This is a genomic window from Anaerobiospirillum sp. NML120511, from assembly GCF_023050955.1.
Classification (GTDB): domain Bacteria; phylum Pseudomonadota; class Gammaproteobacteria; order Enterobacterales; family Succinivibrionaceae; genus Anaerobiospirillum.
The window spans coordinates 1-21,375 of record NZ_JALKIK010000024.1 but is presented as its reverse complement, the minus strand read 5'-3'; the positions used below and the strand labels follow the sequence as shown (position 1 = coordinate 21,375).

Sequence of the window (21,375 nt, the reverse complement as noted above, 5' to 3'; positions counted from 1 at the left end):
CTGTGTATCCTCTTTAGTAAAGTGCCCCTGCATGGAGCCCCACCTGCGTCGGCAACAGCATCATGCCCCTCATGCTTATGAGTGCTTTGCACTTATGTAAAGCCTGTCAGGCTGAGACTTAAAACCACAGGTACAGCAGCGCCCGCACACGCGTTCTTAATTGCCACCCGCAATAACTCATAGCGGGGCAGCGCTGGCCTGGCACTGATAAAGGGGCGGCCGGCCTGGCCACCAGTAGGCAGTTTAACGCTAATTACATGCCTGTCGCGGCCCGGCGCCGGTGGCTTCATGCCTGGATGCGGCACAGTGCCGGTGCCGGGCGCAGTGCTGGCGTCAGGACTGCGCTGGGCAGCGCGCCGATGTCAGCCGTGCAGCTCGTTGTATATATGCTCGGCCATTTTGGGGCTGATACCCGGGACCTTGCACAGCTCTTCGACACTGGCGCGCATCACCTCCTGCATGCCGCCCAGGTGCTTAAGCAGAGCCTGGCGGCGCTTTGGACCAATGCCGCTTACAGACTCAAGCTTTGAGGTGCGGCGGGCTTTGGAGCGACGGTTACGGTGACCGGTGATGGCAAAGCGGTGCGATTCATCACGAATATGGATTACCAGCTGCAGGGCAGGTGAGTTAAGTCCCAGATTAATGCGCTCATGGGTAAAGGCCCTGATTAAGGTCTCAAGGCCCTCCTTACGGCCCTCGCCCTTGGCAACAGCCACAATCACAGGCATGGGGGTGCGGGCACCGGCAAAGGCAGCGCTCAGCACCTCTTCGGCCTGCGCCAGCTGTCCCGGGCCACCGTCAATAAAGACCAGCTGTGGGCACTCACTGCCATCAGGGTCACGGAAGCGACGGGTGAGCACCTGATGCATGGCCGCAAAGTCATCACCCGGGGTAATGCCCTCGATGTTATAGCGGCGGTAGCGGGAGCTGTCCGGCCCCTCACGGTTAAAGACCACGCATGACCCTACGGTCAGCTCACCCATGGTATGGGAGATGTCATAGCACTCCATACGCTCAATACCGCTGATACCAAGCAGTCTTTCCAGGTCCTCAATACGTCTGTGGGCTGTGGCACTGGAGGCCATTTTGGAGTCGAGCGATACCTGGGCATTGGTCATTGCAAGATGCAGGAACTTGCGCCTTGCGCCCCTGCTGCCCCGGTTAAAGCGCAGTGTCTTGCCAAAGCGTGCCTTAATGGCCGCGCCTATGAGCTCAAGCTCACTCTTAGCGCTGCCGGCGGCGCCCTCAGCACCGCTATCCGCACCAGCGTCCTGAGCGCTGTCCATCTCACCTGTCAGCTCAGAAACAGGATCAGCGCTGTCAGCTGCGCCCGCACCGCAATTTTCATCAGCAGCGCCGGCCATTTCAGCCGCTCTTTCAGCAGCAGCGCCGGACTTTTCAGCCGCTCTTTCATCAGCAACGCCGGCCTTTTCAGCCCCGCTGTCAGTAGCTGCTCCGTCCAGATCAGCACCTTTCTTCTTATGGCCACGGCGTGAGCTGGCAGCACCTGCGCTGTCTGTACTGTCTGCGCTCAGCTCTGGTGTATCAGAGCCCTGCTTACTGTCGTCGGCTGCTGCCACTGCAGCGGCTGAGCTGAGAGCACCATCGTCGTAAGCGTCTTCAGCACAGGCATGGCTGTCGGCCTCATAATCGATTGTGAGGGCGCAGTCTGCGTCGTCAGCCTCATTGCCCGGCTCAAGCTCCATCGATCTTATGCGGTCGATAAACTCACGGGCCTCGCTAAAGTCGCCATCCTTGCTGACCGGGCGTTCATAAATCCTGTGGTCAGGGCCACTGCTCTGCCCAAAGTCATTTACTGTTATGCCCCGGGCTGCACTGTCGACAGCAGCATTGTCAGCGTCCTGAGTATCTGAGTTTGCCGGGGAGGACAGGCCGCCTGCTGATTCATCCGGTAAGTCAGCGGCAACGGCGGAGCCTGTGCGGGCGGCGCCTGCACTTGCGGCGGCCGGGGCTGCTGGCGGCTGGTCGTAGTCGAGGTCGAGCACTACCTCATCAGGGATAAGGTTAGGATGCTCATCGTTGAGGTAAAACTGGCCCACAAAGGAGAGCACCAGGTCACGGCTGCTGCGTGCCTGGTCGGACAGACGCGGGTAGAAGGAGCGGCTGCCAAAGACACGGCCATTGCGTATAAATAGCACGTGAATACAGCCCATGCCGCCGGCCATGGCATAACCGATAATGTCTACGGGATGCTCAATGCCTGACACAATGCTGTTGCTTTCCTGAACGCGGCGTAAGGTGGTCAGCTGGTCACGCAGTACGGCTGCCTGCTCAAACTCCATGTTCAGGGCATGCTCTTCCATCTTTTTGACCATGGTGGTGAGCAGCTCCTGATTGCGTCCCTGTAAGAACAGACGGATAAGCTCAACCTGCTCATGGTACTGACGGGTCTTTTCCTCACTCATGGGCACGCACGGTGCCAGACATTTGCCTATCTGGGCCATGAGGCAGGGACGGGAGCGGTGAGCATAGACTGTATCTTCACACTGGCGGATAGGAAAGAGACGCTGCATGAGGCGCAGACTGTCCTTAACGGCTGTTGAGTCCGGGAAAGGTCCGAAATAATCACCCTTTTTGCGGCGGGCACCACGGTGAAAGTAAATGCCCGGATGCTCATGAGCTGTGGTCAGCAGGATAAAAGGATAGGATTTGTCATCGCGCAGCAGGATATTGTAGTGAGGCTGATATTTCTTGATGAGCTCATTTTCCAGAATGAGAGCCTCGGTCTCGGAAAAGGTAACGGTAAACTCAATGCTGGCAATATGAGATACCAGAGCTGAGGTCTTAATGGTCTGATCTTTAAGAAAGTAGGAGCTCAGACGGTTTTTAAGATTACGGGCCTTACCTACGTAGATAACCTCACCCTTGCTGTTGTACATGCGGTAACAGCCCGGCAGTCCCGGCACAGTTTTCAAAAAGTCACGGTAATCAAAGGCTGCAGCCGCCTGCGCCTCATCAGCTCCCGCCCCGTCAGCACAGTTCTCCTCTGCTGCGGCACCACCGGCAGCCGCAGCCGCTGCTGCAGCTGCCGCCTCCTTAGCTGCCAGGACCACAGCGGCACTGGCATTTAAGGCCGAACCAAAGCCGTCACAGGCCTCAGAGCCTGCCACAGTGCCTGCGCTGGCACCTGCACCAGCACCAGCTACTGCCCCGGCATCAGCTACTGCGCCGGCGGCACTACTGGAAGCAGCCGCTCCAGCAGCATTGCCGGTGGCACCTGCGCTCAGGGCCGCCTTACCCTTTTTAAGCGCACTGAGGTCAGTGGTGCGGCTGCGCGAGCGCCGTGCCGCACCGCTCAATGGCGATAAGGGACGGCTGACATCCATGGACTCAATAAAACTGTCATCACTAAGGCCATCATCATCGTCAAGCACCTCTGCATCATCAGCAGCACGGCTCCTGCGGGCACCAGGTACCCGACCCGGCTTCTGAGCACCTGCTCCATGGACTGAACCTGCTCCATGGGCTGAACCTGCTGCACGGGCTGCCCCGGCACCACGGGCAGCTTCAGAGCCCTGGCCGGCACCTGCAGTCCTGCCAGCAGCAGGCTGATTGTCATCAGCAAGAGCACAGTCAACACCATGATCAGAGGCCAGGTCATGACAGTGAGCACTGTCCCTGACAGGAGCCTGATCCCTTGCCATGGCCTCATCCTGTGCATCAGGCTTAATATGAGCCTCACCTTCAGGCGCAGCACCGGCACTGCCTGAATCACTGTCACTGCCCTGAGCCAGCTGCGCTGCCCTGCGGCGTTTTTGCCCGGCTTTGGCCAGTGATGCCAGCTGCACTTCCTGCCTGAAGGTTCTCATCTTGTCGCTCCAATAAAGGGCCTGAGCCCGCTGATGGTAATATTCGGCAAGTTTAACAGGACAGGCCCTGACAGTGAGCCCCGGCGCGCCATTTTTTTATTGCAGCTAAAGTCTGCCGCCCCATGCCCCCTGCTTACCTGCTCACTTCCTCAGATATTAAGAGCTCTGCTCTGTGCTTTAGATATTAAGAGCTCTGCTCTGTGCTTTAGTGCTGCCCCAGGGGCTGAGGACAGTCTCTCTGAGGCCTGAGCTACCTACCTCAGGTGCTGGATGGGTACAATCAGCGGGATTTTTTTTGCCGGGCCCAAATGCAGTAAGGGCAGGCCGGTTACCCGGTCTGCCCTTTAGCCAGAAAGCACTCCTGATCTCTTATCCCTTCCGTATAGCCGCCGGAGGGGCAGTCAGGAGAAGCTCAGTGCAGCCTTTGAGCCCATCAGGTGGATAGCCGCCACCTGTGTGATGGTCTGTCAGGCTGTGAGCACTGTTTTTTCAGAATTACTTCTTGTCCTGACCTGCAACTGGAACTACTGCACCGTTGTACTTTTTGGTGATGAACTTGGCAGTCTCAGCTGAAGACAGCTCATCAATCAGAACCTTGAGATCAGGGTTCTTGGCGCTCTTGGAGTTGGCCACGAGGATGTTTACATAAGGGGAGTCGGCATCTTCAATGAAGATAGCGTCCTTTAATGGATTTAAACCGGCTGGCAGGGCGTAGTTGGTGTTAATAACAGCAAAGTCCACATCAGGCAGAGCACGTGGCAGCTGGGCAGCCTCAAGCTCCTGGAACTTTAATTTCTTAGGGTTCTCAACTACATCAAGAACAGTAACGGTTACATCATCAGGGTTGGCAACCTTGATAAGACCGGCCTTGGCCAGTAATAACAGAGCACGGCCGCCATTGGTAGGGTCATTAGGGATACCAACGGAAGCACCTTCCTTAATGTCCTTAAGCTTCTTGATGCCCTTGGAGTAAATGCCCATTGGCTCAATGTGAACACCGGCAACGTTTACCAGATCAGAGCCGTGGTCCTTAACGAATACGTCGAGGTATGGCTGGTGCTGGAAGAAGTTAGCGTCGAGCTCACCGTCAGATACGGCCAGGTTTGGCTGAACGTAATCATTGAACTCGGTGATCTTGAGCTCTACGCCCTTCTTGGCCAGAGCTGGCTGAATGTACTCGAGAATCTCAGCATGAGGAACTGGAGTGGCACCCACCTTGAGAACACCGGCGTTGGCTGCAGAAAGACCGCCAAATAAGGCAGCGGCAAGAGAAACGGCTAATAAAGTATGCTTCATGACTAAATATTGCGCAGTTAACTGCGCCTCCTGAAAAAGTGAAATTCTGATTCCGCATCGCTGCGGGTTGCAAAAACTATAGCACCCCAAAATAAACAAAAACAAGCCAGCCCCTGAGTACCTCGTACCCGTCACGCCTGTTATCCCCAAAATGACGCACATCTCAGCCCCTGCATCAGGACGCATGCAGCTGCGCACCCGACATGTGCCCTGCAGCCCGGATATCCCATAGAAATGGCCTGACAGGCCTGACCTGCAGCCAGACATACAGCCGGGGCAAGCATACCCGGACAGGGACTTCACTCCGGGATTGCGTCATAGATCACAAATATGCACCAAAAACGAACAATCCCCCACTCACCCCCCTATAGAATCATAACTGTCAATGCAGATGCCACGACTAAGCCCGCCCACCACGACCTCGCCCCTTGTACAGGGAGTCAAAAAAAACGACCAGAGACAGTTATCTCTCTGGTCATTTCATAGCATATCCGGGCGTATATGTTCGGCTGCAGGTCCAGTCATTTCATAGCATAATCGGGCGTATATGTTCGGCTGCAGATCCGGTCGGTTCATAGCGTATCCGGGCGTATATGTTCGGCTGCATTCCTGATCGACTCCTCGCATATCCGGGCGTATAAGCCTGTCTGCTGTCACAGCTGGCACTCTCAGCTCAGTGATGACCTGACGCCAGCATGAACAGCAAATAAGGGCCCTCATGACTTTCAGCCTGCTGCCCCTGTACCTCACAACAGCCAGTGAGCTGTAAGCCTCCAGCCTGAATACCACCGGATGCTCAGGATCGGCAGTCAGATACCTCACTCACTCCTTTCCACCTGACAGGCAGCGTGACTGCTTCCTTGGCCTTACAGGTGCCGGCCTAACCAGCTCCCGACTGTCAGTAAAAGTCGATAAGGTCTGACTTAGAGAGCTTTGAGCACTGTCAGCTTCAGATAAGGGAGGCATACCTGTATGCAGCGGTACTGCCTGCTGCTGTCTGGAGCTTACCGGCTGGTCTGGTAACCTGAGATTCAGCTGCATGTGCTGGCGCAGCTGCTTTGTCGTGAGCAGCTGGCCCGGTTGCCTTGATTCAGCTGCGGGTACCGGTATTAGGCCTATGGCTTTGCTGATGGTGCTGGAGAGGATGCTTCAGACTTTGTGGCTGCCTCAGTTTTTGCTGCCGGTGCTGGAGCTGGGGCCTCAGGCCTGGTAGCCGGAGCGGTGGCCGGAGCGGCTGCTGGCGCAGAGTCAGCTGCAGCGGCAGCAGCTGCAGTGGCGGGGGCAGCTGGTGCCGCTGGCCTGTGCTCACCTGCTGTGATCTGGTCTCTTACTTTGGTGATGAAGTCAGCAAGGGGCAGGGTCCAGGCAACCTTGACCTTTGTGTCTACTGGCACCAGAAATTCGCTGACACCGTACTCACAGCTGCCATTATGGCCATCGGCACGCACGGCATGCAGCCAGTCGTAGGTGTAGCCAAGGCGGGTCCATGGATATTCCTTTTGTGAGAAGTAGGAGGCAATAATGCGGGAGTTAAACCAGTTCTCAAAGATTATCGGGTCATGCATGCTGCCATGCAGGCCGGCGGCTACGGCTGTCTTGTCGGCCTTTTTCTGACTTTCAAGCTCGGCATGTACGGTGGCAAAGGAATCAGCCGGACGGGAATTATGAACATCTGAGCGATAGGCAGGACGGATAACGTCATCAGGATTTACCCACATGGCAGTGACATGGGTACTGTAGCGATCAGCAGGCATACCCAGCATCTGATTGACGCGCACACTCCAGTCAGACACATCATGGTCATTTACGGCAAACCAGGCGGCAAATTCCTTATCGGTAAAGGTCCAGCACTGAAACTGCAGCTTCATGTCCCTGTCCTGAGGATAGGAATCAGGAAAAGCGTGGACGGTGAGCAGCAGCACCCGGCCCTGTTCGTCAAATGTGACCATGGGATCACCACGATTAAGGCTTACCAGGGGCAACAGCTCCTCAGGCTCTACTGTAAGGGCATCTTTAACTGCATTGCGGTACAGGGTCTGATTGCTCATCTGCTCATCCTGAGAGCTGGCCTTAAGTGCGGCACAGGAGGTACGTATTATCCTGCCCTGAGCATCATGGGCCCAGAGCTGGGAGGGTACTGAAAGTGAGGTGCTCTGAGCACCTGTGGTACTGGACTGACATCCGGTCATAACCAGAGCCAGACCTCCGGCAATGGCCAGAGCTGCAGTACGGCTGCAAAGTTTTTTCGTAGTCATGTAAATCTCCTCTGGTCCTGATCATATCTGAACCATGCCCGGAGATCTGTGCGCGCGCCCCCACAACAGCCATGGCCGGTGTGCAGTCCCGGCTAAAAGCTCCCACCATATTGCTCTAAAGCCATCAGGCCAGGGCTTCTGCTGCTCGGTTTAAGTCTCACTCCCTGGGAGTACTGTCCTGAAAGCGCATGCCTGGCTGTCCTGACGTCCGGTCATGACTGTTTACATTGCCATTCCGTCATGATTGCAGAGCGCAGAAAAAGGACAGGCCCCTGTTACCTTAAGCCAGAGGCTGGGTACAGGGGCCTGTGGTGCCGTTACTGTGCAGCTGTAAGCTGAGCGTGCAGCCTGTCAGAGCTGAGCTCTGATGGCGGGCTATGCCGGAGGCATGGCGCTGATACAGCCGGGCTGGCTGTCAGTGCGGGCGCTGTGGCTGCCGGTGCGGGCGTTGGCAGCACGGGGCGGGCGCTGTGGCAGCCGGACGGAACGGCTGCCTGCGCTGCAACGCCTGAGTGACCGGCGGCCGGCTGCGCCGGACCGGCAGGTGCCTGCTGGCGCCAGTAGGGCGGCCATGGCTGCCGGGGCGTAGCTGGTGCTTTAGCCTGAGACGGGCTGCATGAAGGACAGGGCGCTGCTTTCAAAGCGGGCAATGTCCGCGTCGTGCTCCAGGGTCAGGTCGATGCTGTCCAGGCCGTTTAACATGCAGTTGCGGTAGAAGTCATCAAGCTCAAAGCTGTAGCTTTTGCCATTGCACAGTACTGTCATGTCCTCAAGGCTGATGGTGATTTTTTCACCTGGGCTCTTTTCAAGGAAGGTGATGATTTCATTGACCTCATCGCCTGTGAGTTTGACTGTCAGCAGGCCGTTACCCAGAGCGTTGTTATTGAAGATACTGGCAAAGGACGGAGCGATTACGGCACGGAAGCCAAAATCGGTAAGGGCCCATGGGGCGTGCTCACGTGAGGAGCCGTTGCCAAAATTATCCTGAGCTACCAGCACTGAGGCGCCCTGATATTCAGGCTTGTTGAGGTTGAAGTCAGGATTTAACTGAGTTTCGGCATCATCAAGATAGCGCCAGTCGTGGAAAGCATGCTTTCCAAAACCTTTTCTGGTAGTGGCCAGCAGAAACTGCTTGGGTATGATCTGATCGGTATCGATATTGGCTGAGTTTAAAGGTACAGCCACACCTGTATGGACGGTAAACTTTTCCATGAGAACCTCTTTGACCTTCTCAGCTGTTATTTCTGCTCAATAAACTCGCGCACATCGCACAGCTGGCCCTTGATGGCACAGGCTGCTACTGAAGCCGGGCTCATCAGATGGGTGCGGGCGCCCTTGCCCTGACGGCCTACGAAGTTACGGTTGGAGGTGGAGGCTACGCGCTGACCTGCCTGAGCACGATCGTCATTCATGGCAAGGCACATGGAGCAGCCTGGCAGACGCCATTCAAAGCCGGCTTCGATAAAGATTTTATCAAGGCCCTCTTTTTCAGCCTGTGCTCTTACCCAGGCAGATCCCGGAACGGCCAGAGCACGTACCCCAGGGGCAATCTTATGTCCCTTTAAAATCTGAGCTGCGGCACGGAAGTCCTCAATACGGCCATTGGTGCATGAGCCTATGAAGGCCACATCGACACGGGCGCCGGTGAGCTTCTGCCCCTCCTTAAGGTCAATATACTCAAGGGCATCCACAAGGCTCTTGCGCACTACGGGATCACTTTGCTCTGCAGCCGATGGAATGGCCTGAGAGACACCTGTTACCTGACCTGGGTTGGTACCCCAGGTAATCTGAGGTTCGATATCATCGACATTGATATCAACCACCTTGTCAAAGACAGCATCCTCGTCGCTGTAAAGAGTCTTCCAGTGCTCTACGGCACGGTCAAAGTCCTCACCCTGAGGGGCCATCATACGGCCGCGCAGATATTCAAAGGTAGTCTCATCAGGGGCAATCATACCTACAGGAGCACCAAATTCAATGGCCATATTGGACAGGGTCATACGGCCCTCCATGGACAGAGCGCTGATGGCCGGACCGCAGAACTCTACGGCATAGCCGGTACCGCCTGCCGTGGTGAGCTTTCCGATAATGTATAAAATCAGATCCTTGGCATAAACACCAGGGCGCATGGTGCCATGGCAGTAAATCTTCATGGTCTTAAGACGGCCCTTTTTGAGGGTCTGGGTGGCCATGACGTGTTCTACCTCGGAAGTACCAATACCAAAAGCCAGAGCGCCAAAGGCACCATGAGTGGCAGTATGACTGTCACCACAGACAAGGGTAGTACCTGGCAGAGTAAAGCCGGTCTGAGGTCCGATAATGTGGACAATACCCTGATTAGGGTCACCAAGTCCAAAGAGTTTGACACCGAACTTTTCAGTATTGCTTATAAGGGTACGAATCTGATCCTGCGCCATAGGCGAGCAGGCCTCGATAGAGCTTTCCTGAGTGGAAACATCGTGGTCCATGGTTGCCAGGGTAAGGTCAGGACGGCGCATCCTGCGATGAGCTATCTCAAGGCCGGAGAAAGCCTGAGGGGAGGTCACTTCATGTACGAGGTGACGGTCAATATACAAGGTAGGTAACTCACCTTCAGCCTGATAGACAATATGGCTGTCGTAAACCTTCTGATAAAGCGTTTTGCCCATTTGTAAAACCTGTAATTTCCAATGGTGTGCTGCACAGGCATTTCATAAGCCCAAAGGCCATGCGGCCGGCTCAGCCTGCCCTGCCTGACTCTGACTTGCCCCGCCCAGCTCTGCCCAGTCCTGGGCATTGGCCCTGACCGGGCCAGGAGCCTGCATGGACTGGCAGGTCCTGTCGCTGTGGACGGGACGGGATGTCCGGGCAGCCCTTACTGTAGGGGTTGGCCTTGCTGTTCGGGCTGTCCTTATGGCAAAGGCCTCGAGTGCTCCGGCCGGGCGGCCAGACATCAGCAAGGTGCCAGGTCATGATCTCCATAGTGCTGAGCAGCTCATGGGTATCCTGTAATGTCAGAGCATGGTCATGGCCTTGGCCATGAGGGCATGCTATCTGCCCAGAGACAGAGTGTGGGACCTGTGGACTGCTCATGCAGAGTCCTGACTGAAAGGTCAGGAAAAACCGGTGCAGCCAAGGCACCTCCAGTACGGCCGTAAAGCTGATAAGAACCATGACAGTGTGCAATAACAAAGATATTGCACGGCTCTGGCTTCAATGCTCAGGGCTCAGTACTGACCGATGTCAGCGGGCCTGTTTCAGGCACTGTCTGTGTAGCTGGTGCGTCCTGATGTCAGCGGTCCGTGAGCCTTGCGGCACTGGGGTGCGTATTTCCCTCTTTATAGGGGAGTAATAACAATAGCGTTAATACCTGAAAAGATGATTTCAGGTCAGTGGTCCGAGCGTGAACCTGATGTGTAGTCTGCCCCGATAAGGGCACGATCAAAAAGACGGGCCGGTAAGCCCTGTGCGCACAGCTGCAAGTGTACTGTCCGGGGCGCAGCCCGGGCAGAGACAGTGGCTGTGATCCTGCTCTCAGGCGCTGCTGCCTGAGGGCGACCAGGCACTGCGGCCCGGGTCATCATGGTCGGTAGACCTGAATTGATGCCCACTGATTAAGGGGCGGGACGGGCTGGTAAGCCCTTCTGCCATACAGTCTGGCTTTACAGACTGATCTGGCACAGTGTGCTGGCAGACTGATCTGGCAGTCTTCTGGGGCACAGTGTGCTGGCAGACTGATCTGGCAGTCTTCTGGGGCACAGTGTGCTTGCCGACTGGTATGGCAGATCTGTTGGGGCACAGTGTGCTGGCAGACTGGTATGGCTGGTCTGGTTAGCAGCCCTTGTTAATGGCCTCGACAATGGCATCGCCCATCTGGGCAGTGGACAGGAATGGTTCGCCCTTCTTTACCAGATCACAGGTGTAGCGGCCAGAGGACATGACGGCGCTGACGGCGTTTTCGATATCCTTTGCGGCCTGCTCCTGCTTTAAGGAGTAGCGCAGCATTAAGGCTGCACTTAAGATCTGAGCAACAGGGTTGGCAATGCCCTTGCCGGCGATGTCAGGGGCAGAGCCGCCTGCTGGCTCGTACAGACCAAAGCTGGTCTCATTGAGGCTGGCAGAGGAGAGCATGCCCATGGAGCCTGAGATCATGGCAATCTCGTCAGAAAGAATGTCACCGAACATGTTGTTGCATAAGACCACGTCAAACTGTGATGGATCCTTGACCATCTGCATGGTGGCATTGTCGATGTACATGTGGTTGAGAGCGACATCTGGATAGTCAGCGGCAACTTCATCAACTACCTTGCGCCATAATACTGAGCTGGACAGAACATTGGCCTTGTCGATGGAGGTAACCCGCTTTGAGCGCAGACGGGCAGCATCAAAGGCTACACGGGCAATACGCTCAATCTCGTAGCGGTGATAAATCTCGGTGTCAAAGGCGTTTTCCTCGGCCCCCTCTCCTGCCATGCCCTTTGGCTGACCAAAGTAGATACCGCCGGTGAGCTCACGGACACACAGAATGTCAAAGCCACGGGAAGAGATGTCAGCACGTAATGGGCTTAAGTGCTCCAGGCCCTGGAAGATGCGGGCTGGACGGAAGTTACAGAAGAGCTTGAAGTGCTTGCGCAGTGGCAGCAGGGCAGCACGCTCAGGCTGCTCCTGAACTGGAAGGGACTCCCACTTTGGACCGCCAACGGAACCAAAGAGAACAGCATCGGCCTTTTCACAGGCAGCCAGGGTTTCAGCCGGTAAGGCCTTACCATGGGCATCAATTGCAGCGCCGCCTACATCCTTGAAATCATATTTAAGGGTAAAGCCGGCACGGGCGCTGACACAGTCAAGCACCTTGATGGCCTCTTTCATAACTTCAGGGCCAATACCATCACCTGGTAATACTGCAATCTGATATTCCATACTTTTATCCTTTTGTTTGAAAGGTCCTGTGGGACCGGCTGCCATCAGACACGGGCCTGAAAGTCTTTTGCCATGAGCGTTCCATTACCATGGAGGCAGGTCTGCCCTGTCACCATGGAAAGGGTCATGGGGCATGAGGTAATGCCCGGTAAGGCCATGTCAGAGCATCCGTACCTTGCTCAGGCGCGGTCTCTGCGGCCTCTGCGGCTTATGGCACCACTGCACTGCATAGGCACTGCAGCCTGCCTTTATGCTCAGTTACGCCCGGAAAAACTGTTCTCTACGGGGCCTGTACCTCATGGAGCTGCCGTCATACCTGATGCATGGCAATGCTCCTGTGATAAAGACTGTCCTTTTACTGCCCCACTTTAAGTACCTTGACCTGTATCTGTGTATTGTTCAGTGCACGGCATCGCGCCGTGCGTGGTTATGAGCCTGCAGCTGATATGCTGTGCTCATGCTCAATAAAGTGCCTGGTGTCACACCACTGTCTGTCTTACTGCCGGACATTTGTCAGCGGCTGTGGCTGACATTTGTCAGCGGCTGTGGCTGACATTTAGTCAGCGGCTGTGGCTGACATTTAGTCAGCGGCTGTGGCTGACTTTACGTCTTTCGCCTGACTGACCTTACGTCTGTCCTGCTGACACCGGGCCGGCGCTTAAGGCTCGTTTAAGCTGCAGCGACCGTCACAGTGTCCCGGCCCTTCGCCATGCTCCTTTTCCAGTTCGATTATCTGAGCGCGGTAAATACTGTTACAGGCATTAATAAGGGCCAGGGCCGAAGACTCAATTACGTCAGTGGAAAGTCCCTTGCCGTAATACTTTCGTCCCCTGTATAACACTACTACATCCACCTGGCCCTGCGCGTTCATACCCTCACTTGTAGCTGACAGATTATAGTCAACAAGCTCACAGTCGATGCCGGTCAGTCTGGTAATGCAGTTAAATACGGCATCCACCGGACCATCGCCGATTCCGGCGTCAGTCAGACACTGATCACCAATTTTCATCTTTACAGAGGCAGTTGGAATCACTCCCCTGTCACCGCTGATGACATTTAACTTCTCCAGGATGAACTGAGTCTTCTCTTCCATGTCATGGCCAAGGAAGAGCAGAGCCTCGAGGTCGTAGTCAAATACCTTGCCCTTGCGGTCAGCAAGCTCAAGGAAGCGGCTGTAGACATCATCAAGGTTAAAGGTCTCATCGCTGTAGCCCAGAGCATTGAGGCGGGACTTAATCATGTGACGGCCGGAGCGGGCGGTCATATGCAGATTGTTCTCCTTGAAGCCTACGCTCTCAGGAGTAATGATCTCGTAGGTGCTGCGGTTCTTGAGCACACCGTCCTGATGGATACCTGAGCTGTGAGCAAAGGCGTTGGAGCCTACAATGGCCTTGTGTGGAGGTACCTTTTCATTGCAGATACCGGCTACCATCTGGGAGGCGCGGGCGATGTTTTCAGGAACAATGCCGGTGTAAAGTCCGCCAAAGAATTCCTTTCTGGTATGCAGAGCCATGGCAACTTCCTCAAGAGAGCAGTTACCGGCACGCTCACCAAGGCCATTCATACACACCTCAACCTGACGGGCACCGTTCTGTACAGCAACCAGGCTGTTGCCGGTGGCCATACCAAGATCATTGTGGCAGTGCACGGAAATAATGGCCCTGTCGATATTTGGCACTCTGTTCATCAGAGTGTTGATAATGCCGCCAAACTCGGACGGAATTGTATAGCCCACGGTATCAGGGATATTTACAGTGGTAGCACCAGCATCAATCACGGCTTCTACCATGCGGCACAGATGATCAATTGGAGTACGGCCGGCATCCTCACAGGAAAACTCAACATCACAGGTGTAGTTGCGGGCGCGTTTAACGGCTGCTACAGCCATGGCGCAGATATCATCAAAGCTCTTGCGCAGCTTGTCCTGAACATGGATGTCTGAGGTGGCAATAAAGGTATGGATACGAAAACGCTCGCAGTTTGACAGTGCATCGCGTACTGCATCAATGTCCCTGTCAACGGCACGGGACAGACCGCAAGGAACAGCGTTCCTGAGGTTTTCGCCAATGAGCTTTACCGACTGGAAATCGCCAGGAGAGGAAACAGGGAAACCGGCTTCGATTACGTCAACACCAAGCTGTTCGAGCATAAGAGCAATCTGCAGTTTCTGCTTTGCATTTAGCGACTGCTGCAGAGCCTGCTCACCATCGCGCAGTGTGGTGTCAAAGATAATCACTCGATTTTTGTCTTTGTTTTCCATAATTAAGATCCTGACTTGACGTCCCCATCAGCCCGCCCGGCTTCACCAGGCTCCCGGCCCTACCGGCCCTGCCGGCCAAGGCATGCGACCCTGAGCCAATCGGCTCAGCGCCACCTGACAGGCCGCCAGTCATCAGGCCGACGCTGCCGTCTGTGGGAGCCCGGGCTCATGCTGCTGCCGCAAGGGCAGACTGATGACTCCTATGGACTTGGTTGTTTATTACAGCTGCACCGGCACTCACAGCCATATAAGGCCTGTGTCTGCCTGCCGTCCATGCTGTCATGCCTGACAGGAGGTTCAGCCTGTCAGGCTGATATTCCGTCCTGCCTGACTGACCTGCCGGGCGGGTATTTCGCCCTGCCGTACCTACCTGCCGGGCGGGTATTTCGCCCTGCGGTACCGGCTTTCTGTGCGGCAAGTATGTGCAGCTGCAGATTAAAAAGGCATAAAAAAAGGACCTTGGCTTGATGCTCAGGGTCCCGATTAAGATCATCTTCGTCTGACAATTAAGAATATGGTCACACTATACCCTGGCAACTTCAGTTAATAAGTCGAAGAATCAGGGTAAGGATAAACATGAATATTGCCTCCAGTGGCGATGATCGTTGTGAGGAGCTGCCGCGACTGACGGTATGCAGTCCCTGCCAGTTACTGCTGCGTGGTGGTGGTTAAGGCAACAGGCCTTGGGCTTGTGCCCTGCAGTAACAGTAAAAACAGCTGATGTTTCGATTTGATGGTTATCAGCTTACAGGTCATTGGCAGCAAGCTCAAATATGAAAGCCCTTTTGCACCACAAAAACGCGCATTTGGGCCACTTGCACCCTTATTTTTCCCACCCAGCCCCAAAATAATGCATCCATGGGCACCATCATGCAGCACAAAACCATAAAAAAAGCAGTTTCCCGGCAAAGGAAACTGCCTTTTTCATCTGCGTCCCTTCAGACCGCCACCAGGCCCGGCCCTGAACAGCCTGGCACCTTGGCTATCCCGGTCAGTCCTGCCCCGGGCAGCCGTACCACGACAGCCGAACGAGCCGGTAGCCCCGCAGCCTGTAAGAAGGTCAGCAGGTCATGATGGGCCTGTTAGCCTGTCAGGACCGGTGAGCCTTAGGCGTTGTCGTCAGCATTCTGTGGAGCTACCAGTCTTGCCATGGAGTCATCAAGGATTTCCTTGCGGGTAACTGGACGGCCCAGCTTCTGGCTGAGGTAAATGCCCTGAGCAATGAGCATGCAGCCCTGAGCTGACTCAATGGAGTTGCGCAGGCGGACATTCATGCCATCACGCTTATTTTCAATGGCGTGAATCATTTCCTTTAACTGCTCGGCAAAGAAGTGATGGGAGAAGTTTTCAGGAGTAATGCCCTCATAATCGCTGCGGGCATAATTGGCCATGGTCTCGTCACTTTCAAGAGTGAAGACGTCATTGCATGGGTGGAAGCTGCTTGGTCTGATACCGGCTTCAGCCTCAACACCGCCATGGGTCTTAATACCAAGGGTATGGCCATTGGTTCCTACAATGTGCACACAGGTGCTCTGAGCAGGATTGACGCTGTTGGAGACAATGACGGAGGCTGTTACACCGGACTCGAAAGTAACAATGGCCTGAGCGGTATCGTCCACCTCAATGTAAGGGTGGTTTACATTACGCCATATACCGTAAACAGAGGATACCTTGCCAAGGAAGTAGCAGAGCAGATCGAGCTCATGCACAGACTGGTTTACCAGCACACCGCCGCCTTCATACTCCCAGGTGCCGCGCCAGGTGTTGGAGCGGTAGTAAGCCTCATCACGCCAGGCCTGCACATTGACAATACCGAAAGCTGGAACAATGCGGCCATCATCAATAGCGTTCTTGATGCGCTCAGTAGGACGGAAGAAGCGGCTCTGAGAAATTACAGAAACCAGAGCTCCAGTGCGCTGAGCCTCTTCGAGCAGATAAGCTGACTTGGCAAGGGAAATATCCAGTGGCTTCTCAATAATGCAGTGAATACCACGGCGCACAGCCAGACAGGCAATATCCACATGAGTTATGTGAGGAGTGGTTACATAGATCAGATCAGGCTTGACTGTATCGAGCATTAAAGGAAGCTCGTCAAACACTGTGGTATAGAGCTCTGCCGGAGGAACACCCTCACGGCCACTAAAAGAGCTCAGAAACAGCATGGCCTTTTCAATGTTGTGGTTACAGACACCGACCAGTTCCTGATTGCACTCAAGAATTGCCTCAACATGCTGTCTGGCAATATTACCGGTACCTACCAGGGCAATGCGTAACTTCACCATATTAAAACCTTAAATATCAATGCCTCAGCGTCTCCACCAGGAGGAGCGGCTGTATTGGTAAACAGTTGCGTCTGTGCATATCAGAAATGGCATGGACGGCATGCAGGTCAGACAGGTTTGCATGTATTCATGCAAACGTGTCTGCATACAGGCATTCTCTCTGCGAGCGCACATACTGCAGATGCTCCTGCATGCAGGGCCCATAACGGCTGGCAAAGCCGCCTGTCCTCGTGGGGCAGCCCGAATTGGAGCTGCGCCCCATTGCGGTCTTATGACCGCATCTGCTGCAGCACCACACCGGCTGCAAATTATGCCATTTGCTTTATGCGTACCTTTTCAGGTCCTGGGCAGATCATAACTGTCAGAAATGCAGCTGAGCAGTGCTGCGCTGCGCAACGAAAATTTCGTGTACTGAAAACCTGAGCCGCTTCCACTCAAAGCAGTTGCATACAGAGGGCAGCCTCAGAGATATGGATTAAGCCCGATATATGGCGGGCTTTGGATTATACCGCAGCATCAGGAGCTTTTCCGCTGCAGCCCGGGCACCAGCACGAGCCTCAGGCTGCCAGCATCCACAGCACCGTCTACGGGGCCCCTCAAGGGCCATCAGGGCCTGCAGGGCCTGCGTCATGCAGCAGATGCCCGGTCATGCTGATGCGTCCAGCAGCCTTTCTTACCGACAGTAACAGGCTGCAATAATACAACACATCCATCAACCTTTGTTAATCTGTTGCCATAAATAGTGGCCATACTCCACGGCCTGTGGCGTTTTTGCTTCTGCGCAAGACTCAAAAGTTAATATCTATAGATGTTAGACAGCCCCTGGGATAATAGTTCACAGCCTCAGGGTGGTCACTTATTAAAATTGAGATCTGCCTAACGTTTTTTCCCGTTACGGTTACATTGAATTATGTGAGCTAAGGCCTGAAAAATTGACAAAAATGCTGTCTGTACGGCACAAACTTGTATCAGAACCTCAATAAATCTGTATAAGCAGGCTTTGATGATCTACAATTAAAGTTTATTCCTGGAATGAGGTCACATGCCCTTTGCGTCAGCTTTTCCACTGACGATACATTCCTGTCCATGTTTAGAGACATCAAAAGTTTTTGCTAATCCGCATTAATGCTGATTTCAGGAGTCTGATCTTGTCCGCAAAAGTGTCAGCCACTCTGGCCTGCAAGGCCGCTCACAGAAACTCTGTTCTTCCGGCCCTTAATTTACCTGGCAAATCATTGCTGCCATCGGTCACACTGCTCAGTCGTGCTCTGAGAAGTGCTGTCGGTATGGCTGTCTGCTCATGCGTGCTTCTGAGCAACCCTGCCAGCGCTTATACCATCCAGGGGCCGCGCTACAGCTCCCCACCTCAGCAGCAGCCTGAAAAGGCCGACCAGCCTGTCAATCCAGGCGCTCAGCTGTCACCTGAAGAGCAGAAAATTGCCAAAGAACAGGCAGATTTTCATAAGAAGATCCAGTTCAGCATTACCCCTAATCCTGAGCTTGAGAACAAGGAAATCAAGAACATAGTTGAGGCAGGTGAAGTGCCTCTGCTGCTCTATGGAAATACTCAGCTCAACCAGTTCCTGGGCTGTATCAACTGCTCGCCACGCTTTAACATCTCTATCTGGAACATGAAGGGCCCTTATGGCTCTAATCGTGGTGACTTCAGTATGTGGAATACTCACTTTGAATTTGGCAATGTCCAGTCAAAGGTTTGCCCATGGAACCGCTTTGCCTCCAATCCACCTGCTGTTGTTGATCCTTCAGGCAGGTTTTACGGCTTCCTGACTACCAACAACAGCATCAATAACCACTTCCAGAACAACTTCTCAGCTACTCTGTTCATGGATCATGCTGCCATTGGTCTTACCCCTCAGTCATGGTTTGAAAGAACCTATGAGGCCCATCTTCGTGATGGTCAGGCCACGGTGCCACTGGCAGAGCTCATTGCCATTGCCAGGCCTGTAGCAAAGCAGGATCGTCTGCTGCCAGCCTCAACAAGCCAGTTCCCGGGAGAGGCAGATCCTGCCTTTGGTCAGCCTGTCTATGAGGCTAATAGAGATATTGCTCCTGCCTTTAACGACACAGCCTATGACCACTCTCAGGCTCAGGCTAATGCCCCGGCAGAGGCCTTCCCTGCTCAGAGCTTCAGTCAGCAGCTGCCTGAACCTCAACAGCCTGAGCAGCTGCAGATGCAGCCACAGCCACAACCTGAGCAGCCAAATCAGGTTCAGCCTCAGCCAGCCGTGCCAATGCAGGAAGAGATGATTGCCACCCAGCCGCAGCCAGCTCCTCAGCCATTAGAGCAGGCTGAAGCCCAGCAACAGGATATTCATCTGCTGCAACAGCAACAAATCAGGCAAATGCAGCAGATGCAGGCCATGCAGGCCCAGCAGCCCCTGCAGGCCCATGCTCCCCAGCAAATAGAGCAGCATGCAGCCCAGCAGGCCGCTGCCCAGACCAGTCAGGACCAGCAACAGCAGTTGCAATTACAGCAAATGCAGCAGATGCAGCAGCTTCAGGCCATGAAGGCTCAGCAGGAACTGCAAGCCCAACAGGCTCTCCAAGCCCAGCAAGCTCAACAGGCTCTCCAAGCTCAACAGGCTCTCCAGGCCCAGCAAGCTCAACAGGCTCTCCAGGATCAACAGGCTCTACAGGCCCAGCAAGCTCAACAGGCTCAACAGGCCATGCAGGCCCAGCAGGCAGCCCAGCAAGCTCAAAACTATAACCAGCCAGTTGAGCAGTACCAGGGCTATGGCGCACCTGCTCAGCAGTCAAACGTTCCTACAGAGACTGTTCCGCCAGAAGAGTCTGATTACAATGGCCCATTTAAGTTTCCTTAGGCCGGTTAATCACTGAAATGACATAACAGTGCCATAGCGGATGCAAGTCAATGGCGGATGCAAGTCCGCACCTGAATACAAAGGGCTGACCTCAGGGTCAGCCCTTTGTATTTGCGCTACTCATAAATCGTAAAATGACCGGACCACATCGGTTTACATTAAACTGATTCATACGCATATATGGAATGACAGAATAAATACGAAGAAGACACACATTGATAAAGGTAATCGGCAAAAAAATGCCATTTAGCCTCCTGTCTGTGTGTTTTACTGAAAGCAATCAATACAAGGTATCCAAATACCATTTAAGCAGGACAATATGAGCACTGATCTGCTCATGCACTAAACTGTAATTACATGGGCTTTGGAAAGCATTGTAAAAGACTCATAAATATGTTCATGAGTAATTTTGGCCTGCATGTTGCTAAACGCTCTTTAACGATATGTAGAAAGCTCTGCTCAATATTTCCATTGCATAGATGCATGGAACAGAGACGACCCTGATAAAAAGGTCGCTCTTTCTACCCAGATAAGGAGAAAAGAAATGGCCCTGTACGTTAATACGAATGTGTCGTCCATCAATGCTCAGCGCAAGCTGAGTAATGCAACTCTGAGCTTAAACACCTCATACCAGCGCCTCTCATCAGGCCTGAGAATCAACTCCGCCAAGGATGACGCAGCCGGTCTTCAGATTTCAGATCGTCTCACAACTCAGATTAATGGTTTAAATCAGGGTAACCGTAATACCAACGACGGCATTGCACTGGCTCAGACTATCGAAGGTGCCCTGGACGAAACTACCAACATGCTGCAGCGTATCCGTGTGCTGGCTGTACAGTCTGCCAACGGCACCAACTCTGCTGCAGACCGTAAGGCTCTGCAGGAAGAGGTAGTCCAGCTGTCCCAGGAAATCAGCCGTATTGCCCAGCAAACTACTTTTGCCGGTCAGGCAATTCTTGATGGAGCCAAAGTTGGTCTTATTCCATCTAATGGTCAGCTTAAATTCCAGGTAGGCGCAAATGCTGGCAACACACTGTCACTGAACTGGTCATTAGCTTTTCATCTTACTGGAATTGCATGTCAGGCTGGTGTAAAGGCCGAAATGAAGAAAGGCTTCACCACTGTTAAGGTAAACAACAAAGATGTGGCTGTATTCACTGTAGAAACAGCCTCAAAAGCTACCTATGTCCTGGAGAATATCGACAAGCTTATCCAGGCTGTAGACTCCAAGCGTGCCGGCCTTGGTGCTTTACAAAATCGAATGGAAAGCACTATCCGTAATCAGGCTAATATTTCCGAAAACCAGTCTGATGCCCGCAGCCGCATAAGAGACACTGACTTTGCCTCTGAGACCGCTGCACTGACTCAGAATAACATCATCCAGCAGGCTTCTCAGACCGTTCTGGCCCAGGCCAATCAGCGTCCTACTATTGCGCTGAGCCTGTTAGGTCAGTAATACAAAACCAGAAACATAATCTTTCTCTCTTTTCATCGAGGCGGACCATGGTCCGCCTTTTTGCTGCCTGTTATCCGTGAGGAGAGACGAATAGCTTTGACAGGCAAAAACACGTCAATCTACCAGGGATTATCAATATCATATCAAGGCTCAACCCCCTTGCCATGCCGGATAAAAGATAAAAATTAAGGCAACCAGCCATCTCTGCCCCTCCTCCGATCCCCGACCTCCGATCATCCCCACCCCCTCTGAAC

The 21,375-nt window shown here is 53.9% G+C and carries 10 protein-coding genes; 2 read left to right on the top strand and 8 right to left on the bottom strand.

Annotated elements, in window-relative coordinates; translation table 11 throughout:
* Positions 1-362 precede the first annotated feature (362 nt).
* The 8 genes from uvrC to MXE39_RS07905 all read right to left on the bottom strand — a co-directional run bounded on the left by uvrC (position 363) and on the right by MXE39_RS07905 (position 16,822).
* Positions 363-3,830, bottom strand: coding sequence for an excinuclease ABC subunit UvrC (gene uvrC, locus MXE39_RS07940; protein ID WP_246977120.1), 3,468 nt, complete (start codon positions 3,828-3,830; stop codon positions 363-365).
* A gap of 495 nt (positions 3,831-4,325) precedes the next feature.
* Positions 4,326-5,126: a MetQ/NlpA family ABC transporter substrate-binding protein gene (locus MXE39_RS07935; RefSeq protein ID WP_246977121.1), complete on the bottom strand. Its 801-nt coding sequence runs from the start codon at positions 5,124-5,126 to the stop codon at positions 4,326-4,328.
* A gap of 1,115 nt (positions 5,127-6,241) precedes the next feature.
* The gene (locus tag MXE39_RS07930; RefSeq protein WP_246977122.1) at positions 6,242-7,381 is read right to left on the bottom strand and encodes a hypothetical protein; all 1,140 of its coding nucleotides are present in this window, start codon (positions 7,379-7,381) and stop codon (positions 6,242-6,244) included.
* Positions 7,382-7,978: 597 nt separating this feature from the next.
* Positions 7,979-8,593: a 3-isopropylmalate dehydratase small subunit gene (gene leuD, locus MXE39_RS07925; RefSeq protein ID WP_246977123.1), complete on the bottom strand. Its 615-nt coding sequence runs from the start codon at positions 8,591-8,593 to the stop codon at positions 7,979-7,981.
* 26 nt (positions 8,594-8,619) lie between these two features.
* The gene (gene leuC, locus MXE39_RS07920; RefSeq protein WP_246977124.1) at positions 8,620-10,029 is read right to left on the bottom strand and encodes a 3-isopropylmalate dehydratase large subunit; all 1,410 of its coding nucleotides are present in this window, start codon (positions 10,027-10,029) and stop codon (positions 8,620-8,622) included.
* Between the two features lie 1,162 nt (positions 10,030-11,191).
* A complete protein-coding gene (gene leuB, locus MXE39_RS07915; RefSeq protein WP_246977125.1) occupies positions 11,192-12,280 on the bottom strand; it encodes a 3-isopropylmalate dehydrogenase in 1,089 nt (362 codons plus the stop codon).
* Positions 12,281-12,938: 658 nt separating this feature from the next.
* Positions 12,939-14,540 (bottom strand): 2-isopropylmalate synthase, encoded by a 1,602-nt coding sequence (gene leuA, locus MXE39_RS07910; protein ID WP_246977126.1) that lies wholly within the window; start codon positions 14,538-14,540, stop codon positions 12,939-12,941.
* A gap of 1,106 nt (positions 14,541-15,646) precedes the next feature.
* Positions 15,647-16,822 carry a Gfo/Idh/MocA family oxidoreductase gene (locus MXE39_RS07905; RefSeq protein ID WP_246977127.1) on the bottom strand — a complete coding sequence of 392 codons (1,176 nt, stop codon included), beginning with the start codon at positions 16,820-16,822 and terminating at the stop codon, positions 15,647-15,649.
* Positions 16,823-17,970: 1,148 nt separating this feature from the next.
* On the opposite strand from MXE39_RS07905, the gene MXE39_RS07900 reads away from it, so the two are divergent.
* Both MXE39_RS07900 and MXE39_RS07895 read left to right on the top strand, forming a co-directional pair.
* On the top strand, positions 17,971-19,665 hold the full coding sequence (locus tag MXE39_RS07900) for a hypothetical protein (protein ID WP_246977128.1): 1,695 nt from the start codon (positions 17,971-17,973) through the stop codon (positions 19,663-19,665).
* Positions 19,666-20,209: 544 nt separating this feature from the next.
* Positions 20,210-21,121 (top strand): flagellin, encoded by a 912-nt coding sequence (locus MXE39_RS07895; protein WP_246977129.1) that lies wholly within the window; start codon positions 20,210-20,212, stop codon positions 21,119-21,121.
* The last annotated feature ends 254 nt before the right edge of the window (positions 21,122-21,375 follow it).

Excerpts from the sequence above, each read along its gene's own strand:
- uvrC (WP_246977120.1), bottom strand. The coding sequence starts at position 3,830 with ATGAGAACCTTCAGGCAGGAAGTGCAGCTGGCATCACTGGCCAAAGCC.
- MXE39_RS07935 (WP_246977121.1), bottom strand. The coding sequence starts at position 5,126 with ATGAAGCATACTTTATTAGCCGTTTCTCTTGCCGCTGCCTTATTTGGC.
- MXE39_RS07930 (WP_246977122.1), bottom strand. The coding sequence starts at position 7,381 with ATGACTACGAAAAAACTTTGCAGCCGTACTGCAGCTCTGGCCATTGCC.
- leuD (WP_246977123.1), bottom strand. The coding sequence starts at position 8,593 with ATGGAAAAGTTTACCGTCCATACAGGTGTGGCTGTACCTTTAAACTCA.
- leuC (WP_246977124.1), bottom strand. The coding sequence starts at position 10,029 with ATGGGCAAAACGCTTTATCAGAAGGTTTACGACAGCCATATTGTCTAT.
- leuB (WP_246977125.1), bottom strand. The coding sequence starts at position 12,280 with ATGGAATATCAGATTGCAGTATTACCAGGTGATGGTATTGGCCCTGAA.
- leuA (WP_246977126.1), bottom strand. The coding sequence starts at position 14,540 with ATGGAAAACAAAGACAAAAATCGAGTGATTATCTTTGACACCACACTG.
- MXE39_RS07905 (WP_246977127.1), bottom strand. The coding sequence starts at position 16,822 with ATGGTGAAGTTACGCATTGCCCTGGTAGGTACCGGTAATATTGCCAGA.
- MXE39_RS07895 (WP_246977129.1), top strand. The coding sequence starts at position 20,210 with ATGGCCCTGTACGTTAATACGAATGTGTCGTCCATCAATGCTCAGCGC.